The sequence below is a fragment of the Microbacterium sp. CCNWLW134 genome (assembly GCF_037083565.1).
In the GTDB taxonomy this organism is placed as follows: Bacteria; Actinomycetota; Actinomycetes; order Actinomycetales; family Microbacteriaceae; genus Microbacterium.
This window is the reverse complement of sequence record NZ_JBAOJU010000002.1, coordinates 697,898-715,305: the sequence shown is the minus strand read 5'-3', so window position 1 is coordinate 715,305 and position 17,408 is coordinate 697,898. Positions and strand designations below refer to the sequence as shown.

The 17,408-nt window shown below is 71.7% G+C and carries 17 protein-coding genes; 10 read left to right on the top strand and 7 right to left on the bottom strand.

Annotated features, from left to right (window positions below):
* Nucleotides 1-99: 99 nt before the first annotated feature.
* Nucleotides 100-966: an alpha/beta fold hydrolase gene (locus tag V6S02_RS13995; protein WP_336401331.1), complete on the bottom strand. Its 867-nt coding sequence runs from the start codon at nt 964-966 to the stop codon at nt 100-102.
* 543 nt (nt 967-1,509) lie between these two features.
* Here V6S02_RS13995 and V6S02_RS13990 point away from each other — a divergent pair.
* Nucleotides 1,510-1,941, top strand: coding sequence for a MarR family winged helix-turn-helix transcriptional regulator (locus V6S02_RS13990; RefSeq protein ID WP_240638777.1), 432 nt, complete (start codon nt 1,510-1,512; stop codon nt 1,939-1,941).
* Entirely contained in the window at nt 1,938-3,302 is a 1,365-nt protein-coding gene (locus V6S02_RS13985) for an MFS transporter (protein WP_124292401.1), read from the top strand. Before V6S02_RS13990 ends, V6S02_RS13985 begins: the two co-directional genes overlap by 4 nt.
* A gap of 18 nt (nt 3,303-3,320) precedes the next feature.
* Here the strand turns inward: V6S02_RS13985 and V6S02_RS13980 are convergent, their stop codons facing one another.
* Nucleotides 3,321-4,769: an MFS transporter gene (locus V6S02_RS13980; protein WP_336401330.1), complete on the bottom strand. Its 1,449-nt coding sequence runs from the start codon at nt 4,767-4,769 to the stop codon at nt 3,321-3,323.
* A gap of 94 nt (nt 4,770-4,863) precedes the next feature.
* On the opposite strand from V6S02_RS13980, the gene V6S02_RS13975 reads away from it, so the two are divergent.
* Complete coding sequence (locus V6S02_RS13975) at nt 4,864-5,793, top strand: hypothetical protein (RefSeq protein ID WP_336401329.1); 930 nt, start codon at nt 4,864-4,866, stop codon at nt 5,791-5,793.
* Here V6S02_RS13975 and V6S02_RS13970 read toward each other — a convergent pair.
* On the bottom strand, nt 5,785-6,084 hold the full coding sequence (locus tag V6S02_RS13970) for a hypothetical protein (protein ID WP_336401328.1): 300 nt from the start codon (nt 6,082-6,084) through the stop codon (nt 5,785-5,787). The two genes, V6S02_RS13975 and V6S02_RS13970, sit on opposite strands and share 9 nt — an antisense overlap.
* Before the next feature lie 3 nt (nt 6,085-6,087).
* Nucleotides 6,088-7,326 carry an amidohydrolase gene (locus V6S02_RS13965; RefSeq protein ID WP_336401327.1) on the bottom strand — a complete coding sequence of 413 codons (1,239 nt, stop codon included), beginning with the start codon at nt 7,324-7,326 and terminating at the stop codon, nt 6,088-6,090.
* Between the two features lie 158 nt (nt 7,327-7,484).
* On the opposite strand from V6S02_RS13965, the gene V6S02_RS13960 reads away from it, so the two are divergent.
* Together V6S02_RS13960 and V6S02_RS13955 are read left to right on the top strand one after the other, a co-directional pair.
* Nucleotides 7,485-9,137, top strand: coding sequence for an MFS transporter (locus V6S02_RS13960; RefSeq protein ID WP_336401326.1), 1,653 nt, complete (start codon nt 7,485-7,487; stop codon nt 9,135-9,137).
* Complete coding sequence (locus V6S02_RS13955) at nt 9,134-9,313, top strand: hypothetical protein (RefSeq protein WP_124292395.1); 180 nt, start codon at nt 9,134-9,136, stop codon at nt 9,311-9,313. Before V6S02_RS13960 ends, V6S02_RS13955 begins: the two co-directional genes overlap by 4 nt.
* 98 nt (nt 9,314-9,411) lie before the next feature.
* Here the strand turns inward: V6S02_RS13955 and V6S02_RS13950 are convergent, their stop codons facing one another.
* Entirely contained in the window at nt 9,412-10,101 is a 690-nt protein-coding gene (locus V6S02_RS13950; RefSeq protein WP_336401325.1) for a class I SAM-dependent methyltransferase, read from the bottom strand.
* Nucleotides 10,102-10,196: 95 nt separating this feature from the next.
* On the opposite strand from V6S02_RS13950, the gene V6S02_RS13945 reads away from it, so the two are divergent.
* Nucleotides 10,197-11,678, top strand: coding sequence for a dihydrolipoyl dehydrogenase family protein (locus tag V6S02_RS13945; RefSeq protein ID WP_336401324.1), 1,482 nt, complete (start codon nt 10,197-10,199; stop codon nt 11,676-11,678).
* Between the two features lie 10 nt (nt 11,679-11,688).
* Here V6S02_RS13945 and V6S02_RS13940 read toward each other — a convergent pair whose 3' ends face one another.
* Complete coding sequence (locus V6S02_RS13940; protein WP_336401323.1) at nt 11,689-12,318, bottom strand: CDP-alcohol phosphatidyltransferase family protein; 630 nt, start codon at nt 12,316-12,318, stop codon at nt 11,689-11,691.
* Nucleotides 12,311-13,075: a TVP38/TMEM64 family protein gene (locus V6S02_RS13935; RefSeq protein ID WP_336401322.1), complete on the bottom strand. Its 765-nt coding sequence runs from the start codon at nt 13,073-13,075 to the stop codon at nt 12,311-12,313. Before V6S02_RS13935 ends, V6S02_RS13940 begins: the two co-directional genes overlap by 8 nt.
* Nucleotides 13,076-13,168: 93 nt before the next feature.
* On the opposite strand from V6S02_RS13935, the gene V6S02_RS13930 reads away from it, so the two are divergent.
* From V6S02_RS13930 to V6S02_RS13915, 4 genes are read left to right on the top strand one after another with little or no spacing between them, the layout of a single operon-like run.
* Nucleotides 13,169-14,407 (top strand): ABC transporter substrate-binding protein, encoded by a 1,239-nt coding sequence (locus tag V6S02_RS13930; protein ID WP_336401321.1) that lies wholly within the window; start codon nt 13,169-13,171, stop codon nt 14,405-14,407.
* On the top strand, nt 14,404-15,282 hold the full coding sequence (locus V6S02_RS13925; protein ID WP_336401320.1) for an ABC transporter permease subunit: 879 nt from the start codon (nt 14,404-14,406) through the stop codon (nt 15,280-15,282). Before V6S02_RS13930 ends, V6S02_RS13925 begins: the two co-directional genes overlap by 4 nt.
* Entirely contained in the window at nt 15,279-16,163 is an 885-nt protein-coding gene (locus V6S02_RS13920) for an ABC transporter permease (protein WP_336401319.1), read from the top strand. The genes V6S02_RS13925 and V6S02_RS13920 overlap by 4 nt, the downstream gene beginning before the upstream one ends.
* A complete protein-coding gene (locus tag V6S02_RS13915) occupies nt 16,160-17,311 on the top strand; it encodes an ABC transporter ATP-binding protein (protein ID WP_336401318.1) in 1,152 nt (383 codons plus the stop codon). The genes V6S02_RS13920 and V6S02_RS13915 overlap by 4 nt, the downstream gene beginning before the upstream one ends.
* Nucleotides 17,312-17,408: the final 97 nt, after the last annotated feature.

Below are 17,408 nucleotides of genomic sequence, written 5' to 3'. Positions count from 1 at the left end.
TCGCGCGAGCGTCTCAGGAATCCGTCCGGATCCTGCGACGACGGCGCGTTTCTCCGACGACGGCGACGGGCCGGCGACGAGCCGGCGACGCGCTGCGGCTCAATCCCGCGCGGGAAAGCGCGGGTCGAGCCACGCCAGCAGGTCGGCACGCACCTCGGCCTGCACCACCTCGTTGAAGATCTCGTGCCGCGCGTCGGGGTAGACGAGGGTGGTGACATCGGCGAACCCCGACCGTTCGCGGTAGGCCGCGGCGAGGCGATGGACGCTCCGCGGACCGCCCACGGTGTCATCGCGCCCGACCATCAGCAGCACGGGGATGTCATGACCGGCCGCTTGCGCGAGTCCGCGGCCCGGGCGTTCGAACAGCCGTGCGGAGTCGAAGAGTCCGAACAGCTTCCGCAGCGGCGTCGTGGTCGTCAGCGGATCGTCGAGGAAGTCACGACCGACTTCCGCGTCGGATGACAGCCACTCGACCCCGGTCGCACCCTCCCCGGCCCACGGCGCGTTCAGGTCGCCGGGATTCAGCGACCCGGGCCACATGAGCGCCGAGCCGCTGAGGACGAGGGCGTCGTAGGCATCGGGGTGACGGTTGAGCAGCATCTGCGCAAGGAACGAACCCCACGAGTGCCCGAGCAGGATCAGCGGCAGGTCCGGGTGGGCGTCGCGGATGAGCTCGGTGAACTGCCAGACCGCGTCGCGCGTGGCCGGCATGCCCCCGGGACCGAGCCGGCCGAGTCGGGAGTGGTCGCCGTCGTGCTGCCGCAGGCCCGTGCGACCGTGCCCGCGGTGGTCATCGGCGTAGACGGTGTACCCCGCGGTGGTGAGCGTCTGCGTCAGGCGCGTGTAACGTCCGGCGTGCTCGCCGACGCCGTGCAGCAGCTGTACGACGGCCCGAGGCGCGGGCGTCTCGGCCGGGTGGACGTCGTAGACGATCGCGATGCCGTGTGCGTCGATGAACTCGGGCATGGCTTGAGCCTAGCCGCGGCACCCGCCCGCGCATCCCTCGCGCTCGCGCAGGGCCCCTCCCCACCCCTCCATTCGTTCGTTCGTCGGAGGTGTACGACGTGACCCCCCTTTGGCGTACATCTGCGACGAACGAACGGCTTGGAAGCGGCGGGCGGGGTTGTGTCCACCGGCGACTGCGCGCCTCGCTGCGCGCTCGCATCCTGCGCACCGCCCCTTCCCGCTCGCCCCTCGGGCGCGACGCTTTCCGCCGCGCCCCCCCGCCCCCTCCCTTCGTTCGCTCGTCGGAAATGTACGGCGGAACCCCCCTTTTGCGTACATCTGCGACGAACGAATCGACGTGGGGGCGACCCGTGGAGCGGAGGCGTGGGAGCGGCGGCGTGGGAGCGACCGGCGTGGGAGCGACCGGCGTGGGAGGGACGGGGGACGAACGGGCCGCTGCGCAGGGCACGGGAAGAGCCGTCGCGACGCGAGCCCGTGCTGCCCGGCGGTCTTCGCACCGACTCCAACACTTAGCAAGACTAATGAGCTAGGCTAAGGAATAGCATGAGCACCCCCGAAAACCTGTCCGACGAGGCATCCGACTTCCGCATGGCGACCTTCCGCCTCGCCCGCAGGCTTCGCGCGGAACGCGCGATCGACAGCATGAGCGACGGGCAGTTCGCCGTGCTCGCCGTGCTGAAGATGTTCGGCTCGCACACCCTCGGCGAACTCGCCGAGCGCGAGCGGGTCACCGCACCCTCGATGAACCGGACGGTCAACTGCCTCGAAGAAGCCGGGTACCTCACCAGGACTCCGGATGACACCGACCGACGCAAGGTCAACATCACCCTGACCCCCGCCGGCCGCGAGGTCGTCGACGAGACCGTGCGCCGCCGCGACGCGTGGCTCGAGCAGGCTCTCTCGGAGTTGACGCCGGCCGACCGCCGCCTTCTCGCCGAAGCCGCCGACCTCATGCGGAAGGTGGCCGACCGATGAGCGCGATGTTCCGTTCATTCTCGATCTTCAACTACCGCGTGTGGTTCATCGGCGCGCTGGTGTCGAACATCGGCCAGTGGATGCAGGCCACCGCCCTCAGCTGGGTGGTGCTCACGCAGCTGACCGACAACGACGCCGCGGCGATGGGCGTGACGATGGCCCTGCAGTTCGCACCCCCGCTGCTCCTCGTCGGCGTCACCGGCTGGGTCGCCGACCGGTTCGACCGGCGGAGACTGCTCGTGGTGACCCAGAGCCTCCTCATGGTGCTCGGCATCGTCATCGGCATCCTGCTGCTGGTCGGCGTGATGACGCTGTGGCTGATGTACGCCTTCGCGCTTGCACTCGGCGTCATCGCCGCGTTCGACAACCCCGCCCGGCAGGCTTTCGTCTCCGATCTGGTCGCACGCGAGAACGCCTCGAATGCCGTGGCACTGAACGCCGCGTCGTTCAACGGCGCCCGGATGATCGGACCCGCCGTAGCCGGTATCGTCATCGTCGCCGTCGGCACCGGGTGGGTGTTCCTGCTCAACGGCGCCACCTTCCTCGCGATGATCGTCGCGCTCGCCCTCATCCGCCCGCACGAACTCATCCCCCGGATCAAGGCGCCCGGCGCCTCGCGACTCGCGGACGGCTTCCGCTACGTGGCCCGCCGCCCCGACCTCATCGTGACGTTCTCGATGGTGTTCCTCCTGGGCGCGTTCGGAATGAACTTCCCGATCTTCGCCTCGACCATGGCGCTGGAGTTCGGCCGGGACGCCGACGGGTACGGCCTGCTCAGCTCGATCCTCGCGATCGGGTCGCTGTTCGGCGCCTTGCTCGCGGCACGCCGCGACCGGGCCCGCATCCGCGTCGTGATCGGCGGCGCGCTGCTGTTCGTGGTGGCCGCCGTCGTCTCGGCATTCATGCCCGTCTACTGGTTGTATGCCGTGACGCTCATGTTCACCGGCTTCGCCGTCGTGACCATGCTGACCACCGCGAACGGATACGTGCAGACCACGACCGACCCGGCCCTCCGCGGTCGCGTGCTGGCCCTCTACATGGCGATCCTCATGGGCGGCACACCGATCGGCGCGCCGATCGTCGGCTGGGTGGCCGCGGAGTTCGGCCCCCGCGCCGCGATTCTGCTGGGCGCGGGCGCGGGCTTCGTCGCCTTCGCGATCGGTGCCACCTGGCTCATCGTCTCGGGACGCCTGCACCGCCGCGAGAACGCCCGCTTCCGCCTGACGATCGACGAGACCCGCCCGCTGTCGGTGGTTCAGGCCTCGCCGGAGGAGTTCAGCGACGAAGTCGCCGAAACCACGCCGATCGCGCTGCCGATCGGCGACAAGGGCCGACCGGCCCCCGCCCGGCGCGCCGGCTGATCCCGCCGGAGCAGACCGCTACCCGATCACACCCACGAGATCGGCATCGCCCGCGGCATCGCGGATCACCTGCTCGCGACGCACCTGGTGTCGGAAGAGAATCGTCACCGCGGCGGCGAGAAGGCACCCGCCGGCGATGATCGAGAGCGTGGCGAAGAGGCCGAGCTCTGCCTGCAGGATCGGGAAGAAGAAGGTGCCGACCGCCGCGCCGGCCTTCCCCGCGGCGGCAGCGAAGCCCGCGCCCGCGCCGCGCACCTCGGCGGGGAATGCCGCGGTCGGCATCGCGAAGGTGGTGGCGTTGGGTCCGCCGTTCATGAACAGGTTGAACGCGGCGAACGCGAGGAAGATGACCGCCACCTGCACCGGTGACGGCGCCACGAGCTGCGTCGATCCGAGCGCGACCAGGGCCACCGCCATCACGACGAACCCCACCGACTGCATGAGGATGAGTCCCAGACGCCGGACCAGCAGGATGGCGGCGGCGAAGCCGACGACGAGGAACAGGTCGAGCACGGCGGCGCCCTCGGTCGAGGTGATGTCATCGGCGATGAACGGGGTGCTCGCCGAGGAGCCGAGCGCGAGTGCGGCGATGATCGTCGGGGTGAACACACCGACCCCGTAGGTGGCGATGTCCATGAAGAACCACGGCACGGTCGTGAGCGCGGTCGCCTTCCGGTACTCGCCCGCGAACAGTGCGCGCTTGCGCACGGTCGGCACGATCCCCGTCGCACGCACCAGAACGGGGTGATCCGCCGAGGGCGAGACATCCCGGATCTCCGTCTCGACGACCTGGCGCCCGGCGAACCGGCTCATCACCGCGGCCGCCTGCAGGTATCTCGCCTGGGAAGCCAGCCAGATCGGGCTCTCCGGCACTCGCCGGCGGAGGGCCACGATGATGACCGCCGGGACGACGCCGGCCGCCAGCATCCATCTCCAGGCCTCGGGGTGCGGATCGACGGTGAGGACGACGAGCCCGACGAGCGCACCCAGGAGCTGTCCCACGGCCTGGAAGCTGAAGGCCCCGATCAGCAGCCTCGGACGCAGCCGCCCCGGTGAGATCTCGGCGACGTAGCTCGCTGCGATCGGGTAATCGGCGCCGATCCCCACCCCGAGCAGGAACCGGAAGGCGATCAGCCACCAGATGTCGGGGGCGAAGGCGGAGGCGACGGCGAAGACGACGAACATGCCGAGGTCGATGCGGAACGCGAGCTTCCGCCCGATGCGGTCGGAGAGCGGCCCCATGATCGCCGCGCCGAAGATGGCACCCACCACCGCGGCGCTGGTGAGAAGCCCCGTCTCGAGCGGGGTGATCCCCCAGTCGGCGACGATGAGCGGCACCGCGACACCGACGATGAAGAAGTCGAAGCCGTCGAGCAGAATGCCCATGGCCGACAGCCACCACACCCGCCGGTGGAGGGGGCCGAATCTCAGCCGGTCGAGGAATCGAAGGGCCGCGCGCTCTCGCATGCCCGCATCCTGTCGACACGTCATGGCCGCGCGGGGCTCCGACACGTGAATGGGGGGTGAACGATCACACCTCGGCGCCTGAGAGGATGTCGGGATGCGTGCTTCCGGTCAGCCGAATCCCCCGCCTCCCTCGGGACGCACATCCGCGCGCTCGAACTCGGGAGCCACGACCGGATCGAACGAGCCGAGCCCGTTCCCGCCACTCCGACACGTTCTGAGCAACCCGTTCGTCCTCACCGTGACGGTGCTCGCGGTCATCCTCACCGTCGTGTCCACCGTGTTCGCCGCCGCTGATGCCGACGGAGACGCTCTGATCGGCAACGGCATGTTCGCGGGTCCGATGCTCGCGACGTTCGCCGTGGTGATGCAGGTGCTCTGGCGCCGCGGCGGCAACGTACTCGACACGCTCCGTCGCACGATGGTCTACAGCCCGGTGGTCGCCTTCCTCACCGCCGTCGCGGGATTCGTCACCACGTGGGTGCCGTCCGTGGCCGGCGCGATGGCCTCGTCGCGTCGGCCGAGCGGCTTCCACTACTGGTTCGAAGAGCCGCACCCGTTCGTGCTGCCCTTCCTCGCCGGCTGGTTCCTCGGCATGCTCGCGGGGCTTGTCGCGACCCTCCTCGTCGTGCTGATCTTCGCCTACCGCCGGCCCCGCGACTTCGCCGCGGCGAACATGAACGACCTGTCGCCGAAGCACGCCGTCCGGGTGCGGCGGGCGAACATCGCCCTCGCGTGGCTGTTGATCCTCGTCTTCCTCGTCCCGACCCTCATCGTGTGGGGCGCGGAGGAGGCGCGCGCGGGGTCTGTCCTCGAAGCCGCGCAGAACACGCTTCTGTTGTTCACCGATCCGGGCTCGTACCTCGCCGACGCCGCGTGGATCGTCGGCCTCGCGCTCATCCCGGTCGGGATCGGACTGACGATCTTCATCGTGCGCACGCAGCGCGTCGACCGCGCTGCGCGTCGCGCGGCCGGGGTGCCGGTCGGACTGAGCGCGCAGGATGACGACGCGGAGCGCTCAGCCTGAAGTGAACCGGCCTCGCGCGAAGGGGAGGATCGGGGCGCGGTAGTGCAGGGTCGGCGGGTCGGCCGGGGAGAGGATCACCTGCGCGTCACCGAACCGCCAGCCGCGGGCGAACAGGTACACGCCGAGCTCGACAGGCTCGTCCGCCGCCACCTGCCAGGTGCCCGCACCCCACTGGACCGGCTGCCCGCGGCCTCCGATCACCAGAGTCGGGCGGATGCCCGCCCACAGCGTCAGGGCCGGTCTGCCGAGGGTCAGCTGGATGCGCCGGGTCGCCGGCGGCGTGGCATCCACTCCTCAGGCCATCCACGAGCGCCGGCCGAAGCGCTCCCAGCGCTCCACGACCCGCGGGGCGGAATCGTCGCCCGCGGGCTCGAGCACCGGCGCGCCTCCGATGAAGACCTGCTCGACGGCCGAGTCGACGTCGAGCGGATCGCCCGACCAGACGACGACGTCGCCGTCGAGTCCCTCGGCGAGCGCCCCCACCCGATCATCCAAGCGGAGGATCGATGCGGGGTTGACGGTGAGAGCCTCGAGCGCCGTCCGAGGGGCGAGACCTTCGCGGACGGCGAGGATCGCCTGCAACCGGATCTGCTCGATCGGCACCACGGGGTGGTCGGTGGTGATCGCGACCTTCACGCCGGCGGCGGCGATCAGCGCCAGGTTGCCGATCGCCCGGTCGCGCAGTTCGACCTTCGAGCGCGACGTCAGCATCGGTCCGAAGATCACCGGGATGTCCTTCTCCGCCAGCACGTCGGCGATCTTGTGCCCCTCGGTGCCGTGGTTGACGACGAGGCGGTACCCGAACTCCTCCGAGAGGCGGATCGCGGTGGCGATGTCGTCGTGGCGGTGGCAGTGCTGGTCCCACAGCAGGTCGCCGTCGAGGACGGACGCCAGGGTCTCCTTGCCGAGATCGCGCTCGAACGGCTCGCCCTTCGTCGCCGCGGCCGCGCACTTCTCGGCGTACGTGCGCGCCTCGACGAACGCCTGACGCAGCACCGCCGCGACCCCGAGGCGGGTCGAGGGCGTCTGCTTCTTCTCGCCGTAGACCCGCTTGGGGTTCTCACCGAGGGCGGACTTGACCGACACGTCGTGCGCGAGCACCTGCTCGTCGACCGTGCGGCCACCCCAGGTCTTCATGGCCACCGTGCGCCCGCCGATGGGGTTTCCCGATCCGGGTTTGATGACCGCTGTCGTCACCCCGCCGCGGAGCGCGTCGCGGAAGCCGACCTCTTCGATGTCGATGCCGTCGAGCGCCCGGAAGCGGGCGCCGTTGGGGTCGGTCATCTCGTTGGTGTCGTTGCCCGACCATCCCTCGCCGTCCTCGTGGACGCCGAGGTGGCCGTGGGCCTCGACGAATCCGGGGAGCACCCACTTCCCCGTCGCATCCACGACGCGGGCGCCGTCGGGAACCTCGGTCTCCGCACCACCGACGGCGGTGATGACACCGTCGACGACGACGACCGTCCCCCCGTCGATCGGGTCCCCGACGACGGGGACGACGTAACCACCGGTGATCGCGAGTGCGTCAGACATCCCTCCACCCTAGGCGCGCGGCGCTGCGCCGCCGCCGCTCGTCCGAGACGGCAGGTTTCCGCCGAGACCGACCACGTCAGGTGTCGTCTCGGCGGGGAGGTGGTGTCTCGACGCCACACGAAGCTTGACTCGAAACAATAACTAGATAATCTAGCGATATGGCAGATCTGTCGCGCCGCCGGTGGGCGGGCCTGGTGTTCATCAGCATCGCGGTGTCGCTCATCATCGTCGACTCCACCATCGTCAACGTCGCCATCCCCGCGATCGTCGACGACCTCGGCATCTCCTCCACCGAGGTGCAGTGGGTCCAAGAGGCCTACACCCTCGTCTTCGCCGCGCTCCTGCTCGTCTTCGGCAGCGTCGCCGATCGCATCGGCCGGAAGCGGATGCTGCTGATCGGCGTCGTCATCTTCGCGGCATCCTCGATCCTCGCCGCCCTGTCGACCTCGGGCGGCATGCTCATCGCCGCGCGCTTCGTCCAGGGTGTGGGCGGGGCGATGATCCTGCCGACGACCCTGTCGCTCATCAACGCCACCTTCCGGGGTCGCGAGCGGGGCATCGCCTTCGCAGTGTGGGGGTCGACGATCGGCGGGATGGCCGCCGTCGGCCCGCTCCTCGGCGGCTGGCTGACCACCGCGTTCTCGTGGCACTGGGCCTTCGGCATCAACATCCCCCTCGGCATCCTCATCTTCGTCGGCGTGATGGTGACCGTCGCCGAGTCGCGCGGCACCGACACCCGCCGCACCGACGCCGTCGGCGCCGTGCTCTCGGTGATCACGATGGCCGCGCTGGTGTTCGGTCTCATCGAGGGGCGCAACTACGGCTGGTGGACGACGGACGGCTCGATCGAGCTCGCCGGGATCACCTGGCCGTGGGATCTTTCCCCCGTTCCCATCGCCCTCGCGATCGCGGTGCTCGGGCTCATCGCCTTCATCGCGTGGGGCCTGCGACGCCGGCGGCTCGGGCGCTCGACGCTCCTGAGCTTCGACCTCTTCCGCATCCCGTCGTTCCGCAACGGCAACATCGCGGCGACGATCGTCTCGCTCGGCGAGTTCGGCGTCATCCTCGCCCTCCCGCTCTGGCTGCAGTTCGTGCTGGGCTTCGACGCCCTGCAGACGGGGTTCATCCTCCTCGCGCTCGCGATCGGATCCTTCGTGGCGAGCGGCCTCGCCGGCGCCGCGAGCGGGAGGGTCGCGCCGGTGCGGGTGGTGCGGGCGGGCCTCGTCGCCGAGATCATCGGCATCGGCGGCCTCGGGTTCGTCATCACCCCCGACGCGAACTGGGTGCTCCTGCTTCCCTTCCTCTTCGTCTACGGCCTGGGGGTCGGTCTCGCCACCGCGCAGCTGACCGGGGTGGTCCTCGCCGATGTGCCGGTCGCCGAGGGTGGCCAGGCGTCGGGCACGCAGTCCACCGCGCGCCAGGTCGGGGCGGCACTCGGCATCGCGGTGCTCGGCACGATCCTCTTCACCAGCACCTCCGCCGCCCTCACGGCCTCGCTCGATGGCCAGGGGGTCCCGGCCGCGCAACGCGATCAGGTCGTCTCGTCGGTGGTGGACAGCGCCGGGGGCGCGATCGCAGGCTTGCGTGAGAATCCCCAGACGGCTCAGATCGCGGATGCCGCGGCGGAGGCGTTCTCGGACGGCACCCGTTACGCGACGTGGGCGGCCGCCGGGTTCCTCGTGATCGGCCTCGCCGCCACGGCATCGCTGGGGAGCGGTGCCGGCGGGACCGGCGGGCGGTCACGCACCGATGAGGAGGCCGACGCAAGCCCTGCGAGCGATCGGGTGCCCGGGCCTACCGTGGAGACATGAGCGAGCATCACGACCGTCCCGACGAGCACGACCAGACCGACGAGACCCCTGTCGGCGAGACCTCCGGCGACGGACCCGCCGGCGGCGACGAGAAGACCGAGAACCGCCTCGAGGCTGACAACGCCGTCGAGGAGGATCAGATCCGCGCCCTCGACCCCGACGCACCGACCGGCTGACTCCGTTGCGGTGACGCATGGCGGGCAGACCCGCCCGGCGGCGCCTCATCCCCCACCCTGCGACACGTGCACCACGGGTCTTGCATCCGTGATCACGATCAGGTGGCGGGAACGTCCTCTCCGGGCAAGCGACCGACGGCCGCGACGATATGGCCACCGCGCACCGTGACCTCGCGCACCGAACCGGGTGCGGCGTCGCGCGCGACGAAGCGCCACGTTCGGGCATGGATGTCGGCACCTCCGAGAGCACAGGCGAGGTGCGCGAGCGGCGCGAGGATCCGCCAGCGTCCGGTCGGCGGTTGCATGTCGACCACGGCAAGAACGCCCCCGGGCCGCACGAGCGTCACCGCCCGTCGCCACGCGTCGGCGGCCCCGCCGCGCATGACGCTCAGCGCATAGGTCGACAGCACCGCATCGACGGCGCCCGCACGCCCACGCCCGGTGGCCTCGGCGACCCGCGCCCGCACGTCCTCGAGGTCGAGCTCGGCCGCGTCCGCCTCGATGAGCGTGACGTTCGTCCACCCCTCGCGGCGCACCCGCTCCCGCGCGACGGCGAGCATGTCGGTGCTGCGGTCGACGCCGACGATGCGCCCGCGGTCGCCGACGGCGGCGCGCAGCAGCGGGAAGTTCAGGCCCGTGCCGCAACCGAGGTCGAGGATGACGTCCCCGGCCCGCAGGTCCATGAGCCCGATCCCGGCGACCCGACCCGCCCGGTAGACCCAGCGCTCCCCCGAGAGCAGGTCGTACCACCGAGCGCCGGCGCTGTAGCGGCGGAAAGGCCTGGCCATCGGTTCTCCTCGGATCGGGCGGCGCGAGTCGAGCCGGTGACCTCGATGATGCCACCGGCGGCCCATCCCTCGGGCCGCCGCGTAGGCTGACGCCCGTGACCTCCCCGTCGTCTCGCCGCGCCCGCATCCTCTCCCCCGCCGACGCGTCCGGCGACTGGGATCTCGTCGTCATCGGCGCGGGGAGCGCCGGCCTGGTGGCCAGCCGGACCGCGGCCTCCCTGGGCGCACGCACCCTCCTGATCGAGGCCGCGCGGTTCGGCGGCGAATGCCTCCACACCGGCTGCGTCCCCTCGAAGGCCCTCATCGCGGCCGCGCACGCGGCCCACACCGCCCGTACCGCCTCACGCCTCGGCGTCGAGGTCACGGGGGTCACCGTCGACTTCGCGCGGGTGATGGCCCGCGTCCGCGCTGCGATCGCGCACATCGAGCCCGTCGACGCCCCCGAGGCCCTGGTGGCCAAGGGCGTCTTCGTGCTCACCGGTCGCGCGCGGTTCACCGGCCCGACGGAACTCGAGGTCGACGGACACCGCCTCCGGTTCCGCGACGCGGTCATCGCCACCGGCAGCCACCCGATGACGCCGGACGTGCCGGGCGCCGCCGATCTGCCGATCCTCACCAACGAGACCTTCTGGGATCTCGAGCGCCGGCCCGAGACCCTGCTCGTGCAGGGCGGCGGACCGATCGGGTGCGAGCTCGCGCAGGCGATGGCGCGCCTGGGCACCCGGGTCACACTGGCGCACCGGGGCGAGCGGATCCTTCCCCGGGAAGATGCCGCGGCGAGCCGGATCGTCCACGACGCCCTCGTCCGCGACGGCGTCGACGTCCGGGTGAACACGACGGTCACGGCGCTGACGCCTGTCGGACCCGCTGGTGCCGGCACCGCGCACCTCTCGGACGGAACGGAGGTCGCCTTCGATCGGATGCTGGCGGCGCTCGGCCGTCGCGCCGCCGTCGAGGGCCTGGGGATCGAAGAGGCGGGGGTGCGCCTCACGCCCGACGGCGACATCGAGGTCGACCGCACGCTGCGCACCTCCAACCCGCGCATCCGCGCGGCCGGCGACGTGACCCCGCTGCCGATGTTCACCCACACCGCGGGCTTCTTCGGCAGCACGGCGGCGACGAACGCCGTTCTCGGTCTTTCGCGCAGGGTGGATGTCGCGGCCGTGCCGCGGGTGACCTTCACCGCCCCCGAGGTCGGCGCGATCGGCGTCGCACCCGCCGATGCCCGCACGCAGGGTCTGCGTGTCGTGACCACGGAGCATGACGACGTCGACCGCGCCATCGCCGACCACGACACCGCCGGGCACACCACGCTCGTCATCGACCGCCGCGGACGGCTGCGCGGCGCGTCCGTCGTCGGCCCCCGCGCGGGCGAAGTGCTCGGGGAGGTGACGACCGCGATCGCCGCGGGAGTCTCGGTTCGTGCCCTCGCGAGCACGATCCACGCCTACCCCACCTACGCCGACGCCGCCTGGAACGCCGCGATCGGCGCCGCGCAGGACGGCCTCGATCGCGGAATCGTCGGCCGCGGCATCCGATTCCTCCGGCGGCGGCACGCCCGCCGCGCAGCGCTCTGACCCGACCCGGTCAGCGCAGTGCCCGGTAGCCGACGACGATCCGCTGCGTCGCGCTGAGCCCGACGATCACCGCCCACACCACGGCGATCTCGGCCGCCCAGAACGGCAGGATGAGCCACAGCGCGTGCACCGCGATCGTCTCGGTCGCCTCGGCGAGTCCTCCGAGGAACGACAGCGACCGCCCGTCGTCGATCCGACGACCGGCACGCTCGGCGATCGACGAGAAGGCCAGGAACGCCGTGCCGTTGATGTAGTAGGCGAGGAGCACGAGGAGGAAGGGCCACCACGGCGCGCCACCGGCGGTGGCCCCGATCGCCACGCCCACCACGGTCGCGCCGTACACGACGAAGTCGGCGGCGATGTCGAGGAAGCCGCCCGCGTGGGTGCCGCCCCGTTCCTGACCGCGAGCGGCCGCTCGGCGGCGGGCGAGCGTGCCGTCGAGCCCGTCGACGACGCGGGAGACGAGCCAGAGCACCAGCGCCGGGATCCACAGCTGGAACGCCGCGCCCACCGCGGAGGCAAGACCCAGGACGAGTCCGGCGACGGTGAGACGGTCGGGCGTGATCCCCGGCCGGTCGAGCAGAGCCGCGAGGGCTTCGAGTGGCCGCGCGAGGCGGGGTCGCAGCGCCGCATCAAGCATGCTCGGCCCCCCGTCCGCTCCGGTCTTCCAGGCCGGTCGCCGCTTTCTGTTCGGAGCCGGCGGGAGCATCGGATGCCGCGCCGGCGGCGCGCGCACGCACGCGGCGGCGCTGCACGACCACCCCGGCGGCCGCCCCGATGAGGGATAGCGCGCCGAGCGCCCCCAGAGCGACCCAGAAGAGCGGTCCTGCCTCGATGCCGAACGCGCCGAGCGCGACGTAGGCCGCCGTGCCGGGGATGATGCCGACCGCGGTCGCGGCGGCGTAGGCGGGATATCTGACGCCGGTGAGGCCGGAGGCGTAGTTCAGGGCGGTGAACGGCACGACCGGCACCAGACGGAGCCCGAGGATCGAGAGGAACCCACGACGCTCGAACAGGTCGTCGATGGCGGCGGCCCGACGTCCCATCAGCCGCGCGACGGCGTCGCGTCCGAGCAGCCGCGACGCCCAGAAGGCCAGTGTCGCCCCCAGGAGCGCCCCGGCGTAGACGGCGAGCACCCCGACGCCGAACCCCCACACCACGCCCGCACCGATGCTCAACACGCCCTTCGGCACGGGAGAGAGGGTGAGCAGCCCGTAGATCGCCGCGAACGCCACGAGACCGGTCCATCCGAGGTCGCCGAACAGGGCGCGCAGGCCGTCGACATCGAGCGGGGGCAGCAGCAGTCCAACCGAAACCGCCGCGGCGACGAAGACACCGAGAGAGATCAACCGGATGATCGCACCCCGGGAAACGCTGCGGCGATTTCGCGTGATCATGCGCCTCTCGTCGTCTGTGCTCTCGTCGGGGTTTCGGTCGGTGTGGACCCGCTCACGATAGCCGAGGCCCGAACACCTGGAAGGATCACTGCAATGAACCTCGTATCCCGCCGCCGGCGTCTCGCCGTCGCCGCCCTCGTGCTCCCCGCGCTGGCCCTCGCCGCGTGCTCCGCCCCTGCAGCCCCCGGCGGCGAGGTGCCCGACAGCTGGGATCAGGTCCTGGCCGATGCCGACGGCCAGACGGTGCAGCTGTGGATGTACGGCGGAGACGATCAGGGCAACGCCTACGTCGACGACATCCTCGCCCCGGCCGTCGCCGAGTACGGCGTCACCCTCGAGCGGGTGCCCGTGACCGACACCCGCGACGCCCTCAACCGCGTCTTCACCGAGATCCAGGCTGGACGAGACGACGGCACCGTCGACCTCATCTGGGTCAACGGCGACAACTTCCGCACCGGCAAAGAGGCCGACGCGTGGCTGTGCGGGTGGACGGATCTGCTGCCGAACATGGCGAACACCGATCCCGAAGACCCGCTGCTGCTGTCCGATTTCGGCACCGAGGTCGACGGGTGCGAGGCCCCCTGGCACAAGGCGCAGTTCACCCTCGTCTACAACGCCGACACCGTCACCGACGTCCCCACGTCGATGGCGGAGGTGCTCGAGTGGGCGGAAGCCAACCCCGGACGATTCACCTACCCCGCGCCGCCGGACTTCACCGGCTCGGTGTTCGTGCGCGAGGTGCTGGCCAGCGTATCGGGAGGCGCCGACGAGGTGCCTGTCGACTTCTCGCAGGAGGCGTTCGATGAGCTCACGCCGGCGCTGTACGACCGCCTGACCGATCTCGCGCCGAGCCTCTGGCGCGGCGGCGACACGTATCCCGCGAACGAGGCCGAGCTCGGCCAGCTCTTCGCCGACGGTCAGGTCGACATGATGATGACCTACGGCCCCGCCACCCTGACCGGACTCGTCGCCGACGGCACCTACCCCGCCGGGACGAAGGTGCTCGAACTCGCCGACGGCACCGTCGGCAACGCCAGCTTCCTCGGCCTTCCCGCCAATTCGAACGCCGTCGCCGGCGCGATGGTCGTCGCGAACGAGTCCCTGTCGGTGCAGCAGCAGGTCGCCAAGGCCGAGCCGGAGGTCTGGGGACAGTTCACCGTCCTCGACATCGAGGGCCTGGAACCGGGCGATCGGGCGCTGTTCGACACGCTGCCCGCCTCGCCCGTGGTGCCCCCCTACGAGGTGCTGTCGAAGAACGCCCACGCCGAGCTCGCCGCCGAGTGGGTTCCCGCCATCGACGAGGGGTGGCGCACGGAGGTTCTCGGCCGGTGACGCTCACCCCGCTGGTCGCCCGTCCTGCGCAGTCCGCCCGGCACCGCCGGGCGGGCGCGCTGATGGTGCTTCCGGCAGTGGCGGCGACCGCGCTCGTGGTCGGCGGAGGCCTCGGCGCGACCGTGCTGCAGAGTCTCGGGCTCCTGCCCGTCGTCGGTGAGGCCGAGCTGTCGTTCGCGGCCTACACCCGTGACCCCGACGCGCTCTGGGCGGCGGTCGGCGTGTCGTTCTGGGTGGCCGGAGCCTCGACGCTCATCGCCGCCGTCGTCGGCATGGCCGCCGCCGTCGTGATCGTCTCGGGTCGCTGGGGCGGGCGCGTCGTTGCTGCGCTCGGAGCCGCGACGGTCACCGTCCCCCACCTGATCGGCGCCGCCGCGATCGGGCTGTTGCTCGCCGACGGGGGAATGCTCTCGCGGATGCTGGGGGTTCCGCCCGAAGCCTGGCCGGCGTTCGTCGGCGGCCCGCTCTGGGCCGCCGCCATCGCCGAGTTCGCGTGGAAGGAGTCCGCCTTCATCGCGCTCGTGGTCACGGGCACCCTCGCCACCCGCATCGCGCGGTACGACGAGAGCGCCGCCCTTCTCGGAGCAGGACGCTGGCAGCGGTTTCGTCGCGTCTTCCTTCCCCTCACCGCGCCGACGCTGCTGATCTGCTCGGCGATCAGCTTCGTCTACGCCCTGGCCTCCTACGAGGTGTCGTGGCTCCTCGGCCGCACCTACCCCGAGCCGCTTCCCGTCCTCGCGGTCCGGCTGTTCCAAGGTGTCTCCCTGGATTCGCGGCCCGACGCCGCCGCCGTCGCCGTCGTCACCTCGGCGATCGCGCTGGCCGTCGTGGCCGGCACGTTCGCGATCCTGCGGCGAACGGCGGTGTGGCGATGAGTGGGGGGACGGCCTCGTCCGGATCGACCCTGGTCGTCTCGCACGGCGCCGGCCGGGCGGTGCGTCTGGCCACCGGCATCCTGCTCATCGTGTGGTTCGCCCTTCCGTTCCTGCCGCTCGTGCTCTGGGTCGGCGCCGACCGCTGGTCGTTCCCCTCGCCGCTTCCGACGGCGTGGGGCACCCGGGGTCTCGTCGCGGCGGAGGGGTTCGGTGCGGCCCCCGCCTTCGTCACTTCCACCGTCCTGGCGGTGACGGTCGCCGCGATCGCCACCCCGCTCGGCGCTCTGGCCGCCCGCGCTCTCACCTTCGGCAGCGTGCCGTGGCCCCGCGCCGTCGCGGCGCTGCTTCTGTCGCCGATCGCCTTGCCGCCCTTCGCCGCGGTGCTCGGGGTCAACGTGGTGCTGCTGCGCACCTACGTGCCCCCGGTCGCCGGCACCGTGCTGGTGCTGGTCGTCCTCGCCCTCCCCTACACCGCGTTCGTGATGCGCACCGCGTACGGCGCCTACGACATGTCGTACGAGGAGAACGCCCGGCTGCTCGGGGCGTCGCGCCGCGACGTGCTGCTGCGCGTGCAGGTGCCGCTGTTGGCCCCCGCCTTCGCGCGCGCGGCTTTCCTGGCATTCCTCGTCGCCTGGAGCGACTATCTCGTCACCGTCATCGTCGGCGCCGGCGAACTGGTGACGCTCCCCCTCGTCGTCGCGGGCGCCGCGGCCGCCGTCGGAAACGACGCCGCCGTGGCGGTCATGTCGCTCGCGGCCATCATCCCGCCCATCGTCCTTCTGCTGGCAACGGTGTCGCTCGGGCGCCGTCGGCCGACGCCGACCGCATCCACGCCCGCCGCAAGCACCAGCTCGCCCACCCCGGAGAGGATTCCGGCATGACCGCCTCACTCACCCTCGACGCCGTCTCCAAGCGCTTCCGTGGCGCGCCGACGACGGCGGTCTCGGACGTCACCCTTCACGTCGCGGCAGGGTCGTGCACCGCCGTCCTCGGCCCGAGCGGGTCGGGAAAGAGCACGCTGCTGCGGCTCGTCGCCGGGCTCGAAGCCCCCGACGCCGGGCGCGTCCTGATCGACGGCCACGACGTGGCGGGCGTGGCCGCCGAGCGCCGCGGCGTGGGGATGGTGTTCCAGAAATCCCTCCTCTTCCCCCATCTCTCGGTGCTCGACAACGTCGCGTTCTCGGCGCGGGTGCGGGGCGAGTCGCGACGCACGGCCCGATCCCGTGCCGCGGAGTTCCTCGAGATGGTGCAGCTGCGCGGTTTCGGGACGCGCCGGGTCGACGAGCTCTCCGGCGGGCAGGAGCAGCGCGTGGCGATCGCCCGGGCCCTCGCCGCGGAGCCGGCGGTGCTTCTGCTCGATGAGCCCTTCAGCGCCCTGGACCCCGCGCTTCGCGCCGACATGCATGCGCTTCTTGACGAACTGCGACTGACCGTCGGCCCCACGATCCTGCTCGTCACACACGATCGAGACGAGGCCTCGAGGGTCGCCGACCGCATCGCCGTCCTCGATGGCGGCGTGCTGCAGCACGAGAGCGACATCGCGGGGGCGTACCGCGCGCCGACGTCGGTGCGGGTCGCCGAGCTGATGGGGGCGCGGAACCTCGTTCCGGGCGTGATCGCCGGCGGAGTGCACACCAGCGCCCTCGGCGAGATCCCGGTCCCGGATGCCGCGGTGTCCGGCCCCGCCGTGCTCATCGTCCGACAGGAGGACGTGCAGGTGCGGCGTTCCGCGGAGGCGCCGACATCGCAGCATCCGCTCGCCGGCCCCGGCCGGCCGGGCCCTCGTGCGGATGGCGCCGGGCGGGCGCCACTCGCGGTGGAGACGCTCACCCCGGCACCCGCGCAGGAGGCGCGGTGGAGCGGAACCGTCGAGTCGGCCCGCGCCTCGGGCGCGCGGATGGATCTCACCGTCCGCGTGACACCGACGGTGCTGCTGCACGCCGAGGTCACCGCGGCCGGAGCACCGCGGCTGGGCGAGCGCGTCGACCTTACGATCCCCACCGGCACCGCGCACGTCGTCGCCGGCTGACCCGCCCCCGGCGCGCCCGCGCCAGCGCCACAGCGCGCCACCCTCCGGCTCCCCCGACGACATCGGCCCCGAATCGTCCCGCCACGGGGCGGAACCT

What these genes read in the sequence shown, in the direction of transcription:
- V6S02_RS13995 (WP_336401331.1), bottom strand. Translation starts at nt 966, where the DNA reads ATGCCCGAGTTCATCGACGCACACGGCATCGCGATCGTCTACGACGTC.
- V6S02_RS13990 (WP_240638777.1), top strand. Translation starts at nt 1,510, where the DNA reads ATGAGCACCCCCGAAAACCTGTCCGACGAGGCATCCGACTTCCGCATG.
- V6S02_RS13985 (WP_124292401.1), top strand. Translation starts at nt 1,938, where the DNA reads ATGAGCGCGATGTTCCGTTCATTCTCGATCTTCAACTACCGCGTGTGG.
- V6S02_RS13980 (WP_336401330.1), bottom strand. Translation starts at nt 4,769, where the DNA reads ATGCGAGAGCGCGCGGCCCTTCGATTCCTCGACCGGCTGAGATTCGGC.
- V6S02_RS13975 (WP_336401329.1), top strand. Translation starts at nt 4,864, where the DNA reads ATGCGTGCTTCCGGTCAGCCGAATCCCCCGCCTCCCTCGGGACGCACA.
- V6S02_RS13965 (WP_336401327.1), bottom strand. Translation starts at nt 7,326, where the DNA reads ATGTCTGACGCACTCGCGATCACCGGTGGTTACGTCGTCCCCGTCGTC.
- V6S02_RS13960 (WP_336401326.1), top strand. Translation starts at nt 7,485, where the DNA reads ATGGCAGATCTGTCGCGCCGCCGGTGGGCGGGCCTGGTGTTCATCAGC.
- V6S02_RS13955 (WP_124292395.1), top strand. Translation starts at nt 9,134, where the DNA reads ATGAGCGAGCATCACGACCGTCCCGACGAGCACGACCAGACCGACGAG.
- V6S02_RS13950 (WP_336401325.1), bottom strand. Translation starts at nt 10,101, where the DNA reads ATGGCCAGGCCTTTCCGCCGCTACAGCGCCGGCGCTCGGTGGTACGAC.
- V6S02_RS13940 (WP_336401323.1), bottom strand. Translation starts at nt 12,318, where the DNA reads ATGCTTGATGCGGCGCTGCGACCCCGCCTCGCGCGGCCACTCGAAGCC.
- V6S02_RS13935 (WP_336401322.1), bottom strand. Translation starts at nt 13,075, where the DNA reads ATGATCACGCGAAATCGCCGCAGCGTTTCCCGGGGTGCGATCATCCGG.
- V6S02_RS13930 (WP_336401321.1), top strand. Translation starts at nt 13,169, where the DNA reads ATGAACCTCGTATCCCGCCGCCGGCGTCTCGCCGTCGCCGCCCTCGTG.
- V6S02_RS13920 (WP_336401319.1), top strand. Translation starts at nt 15,279, where the DNA reads ATGAGTGGGGGGACGGCCTCGTCCGGATCGACCCTGGTCGTCTCGCAC.
- V6S02_RS13915 (WP_336401318.1), top strand. Translation starts at nt 16,160, where the DNA reads ATGACCGCCTCACTCACCCTCGACGCCGTCTCCAAGCGCTTCCGTGGC.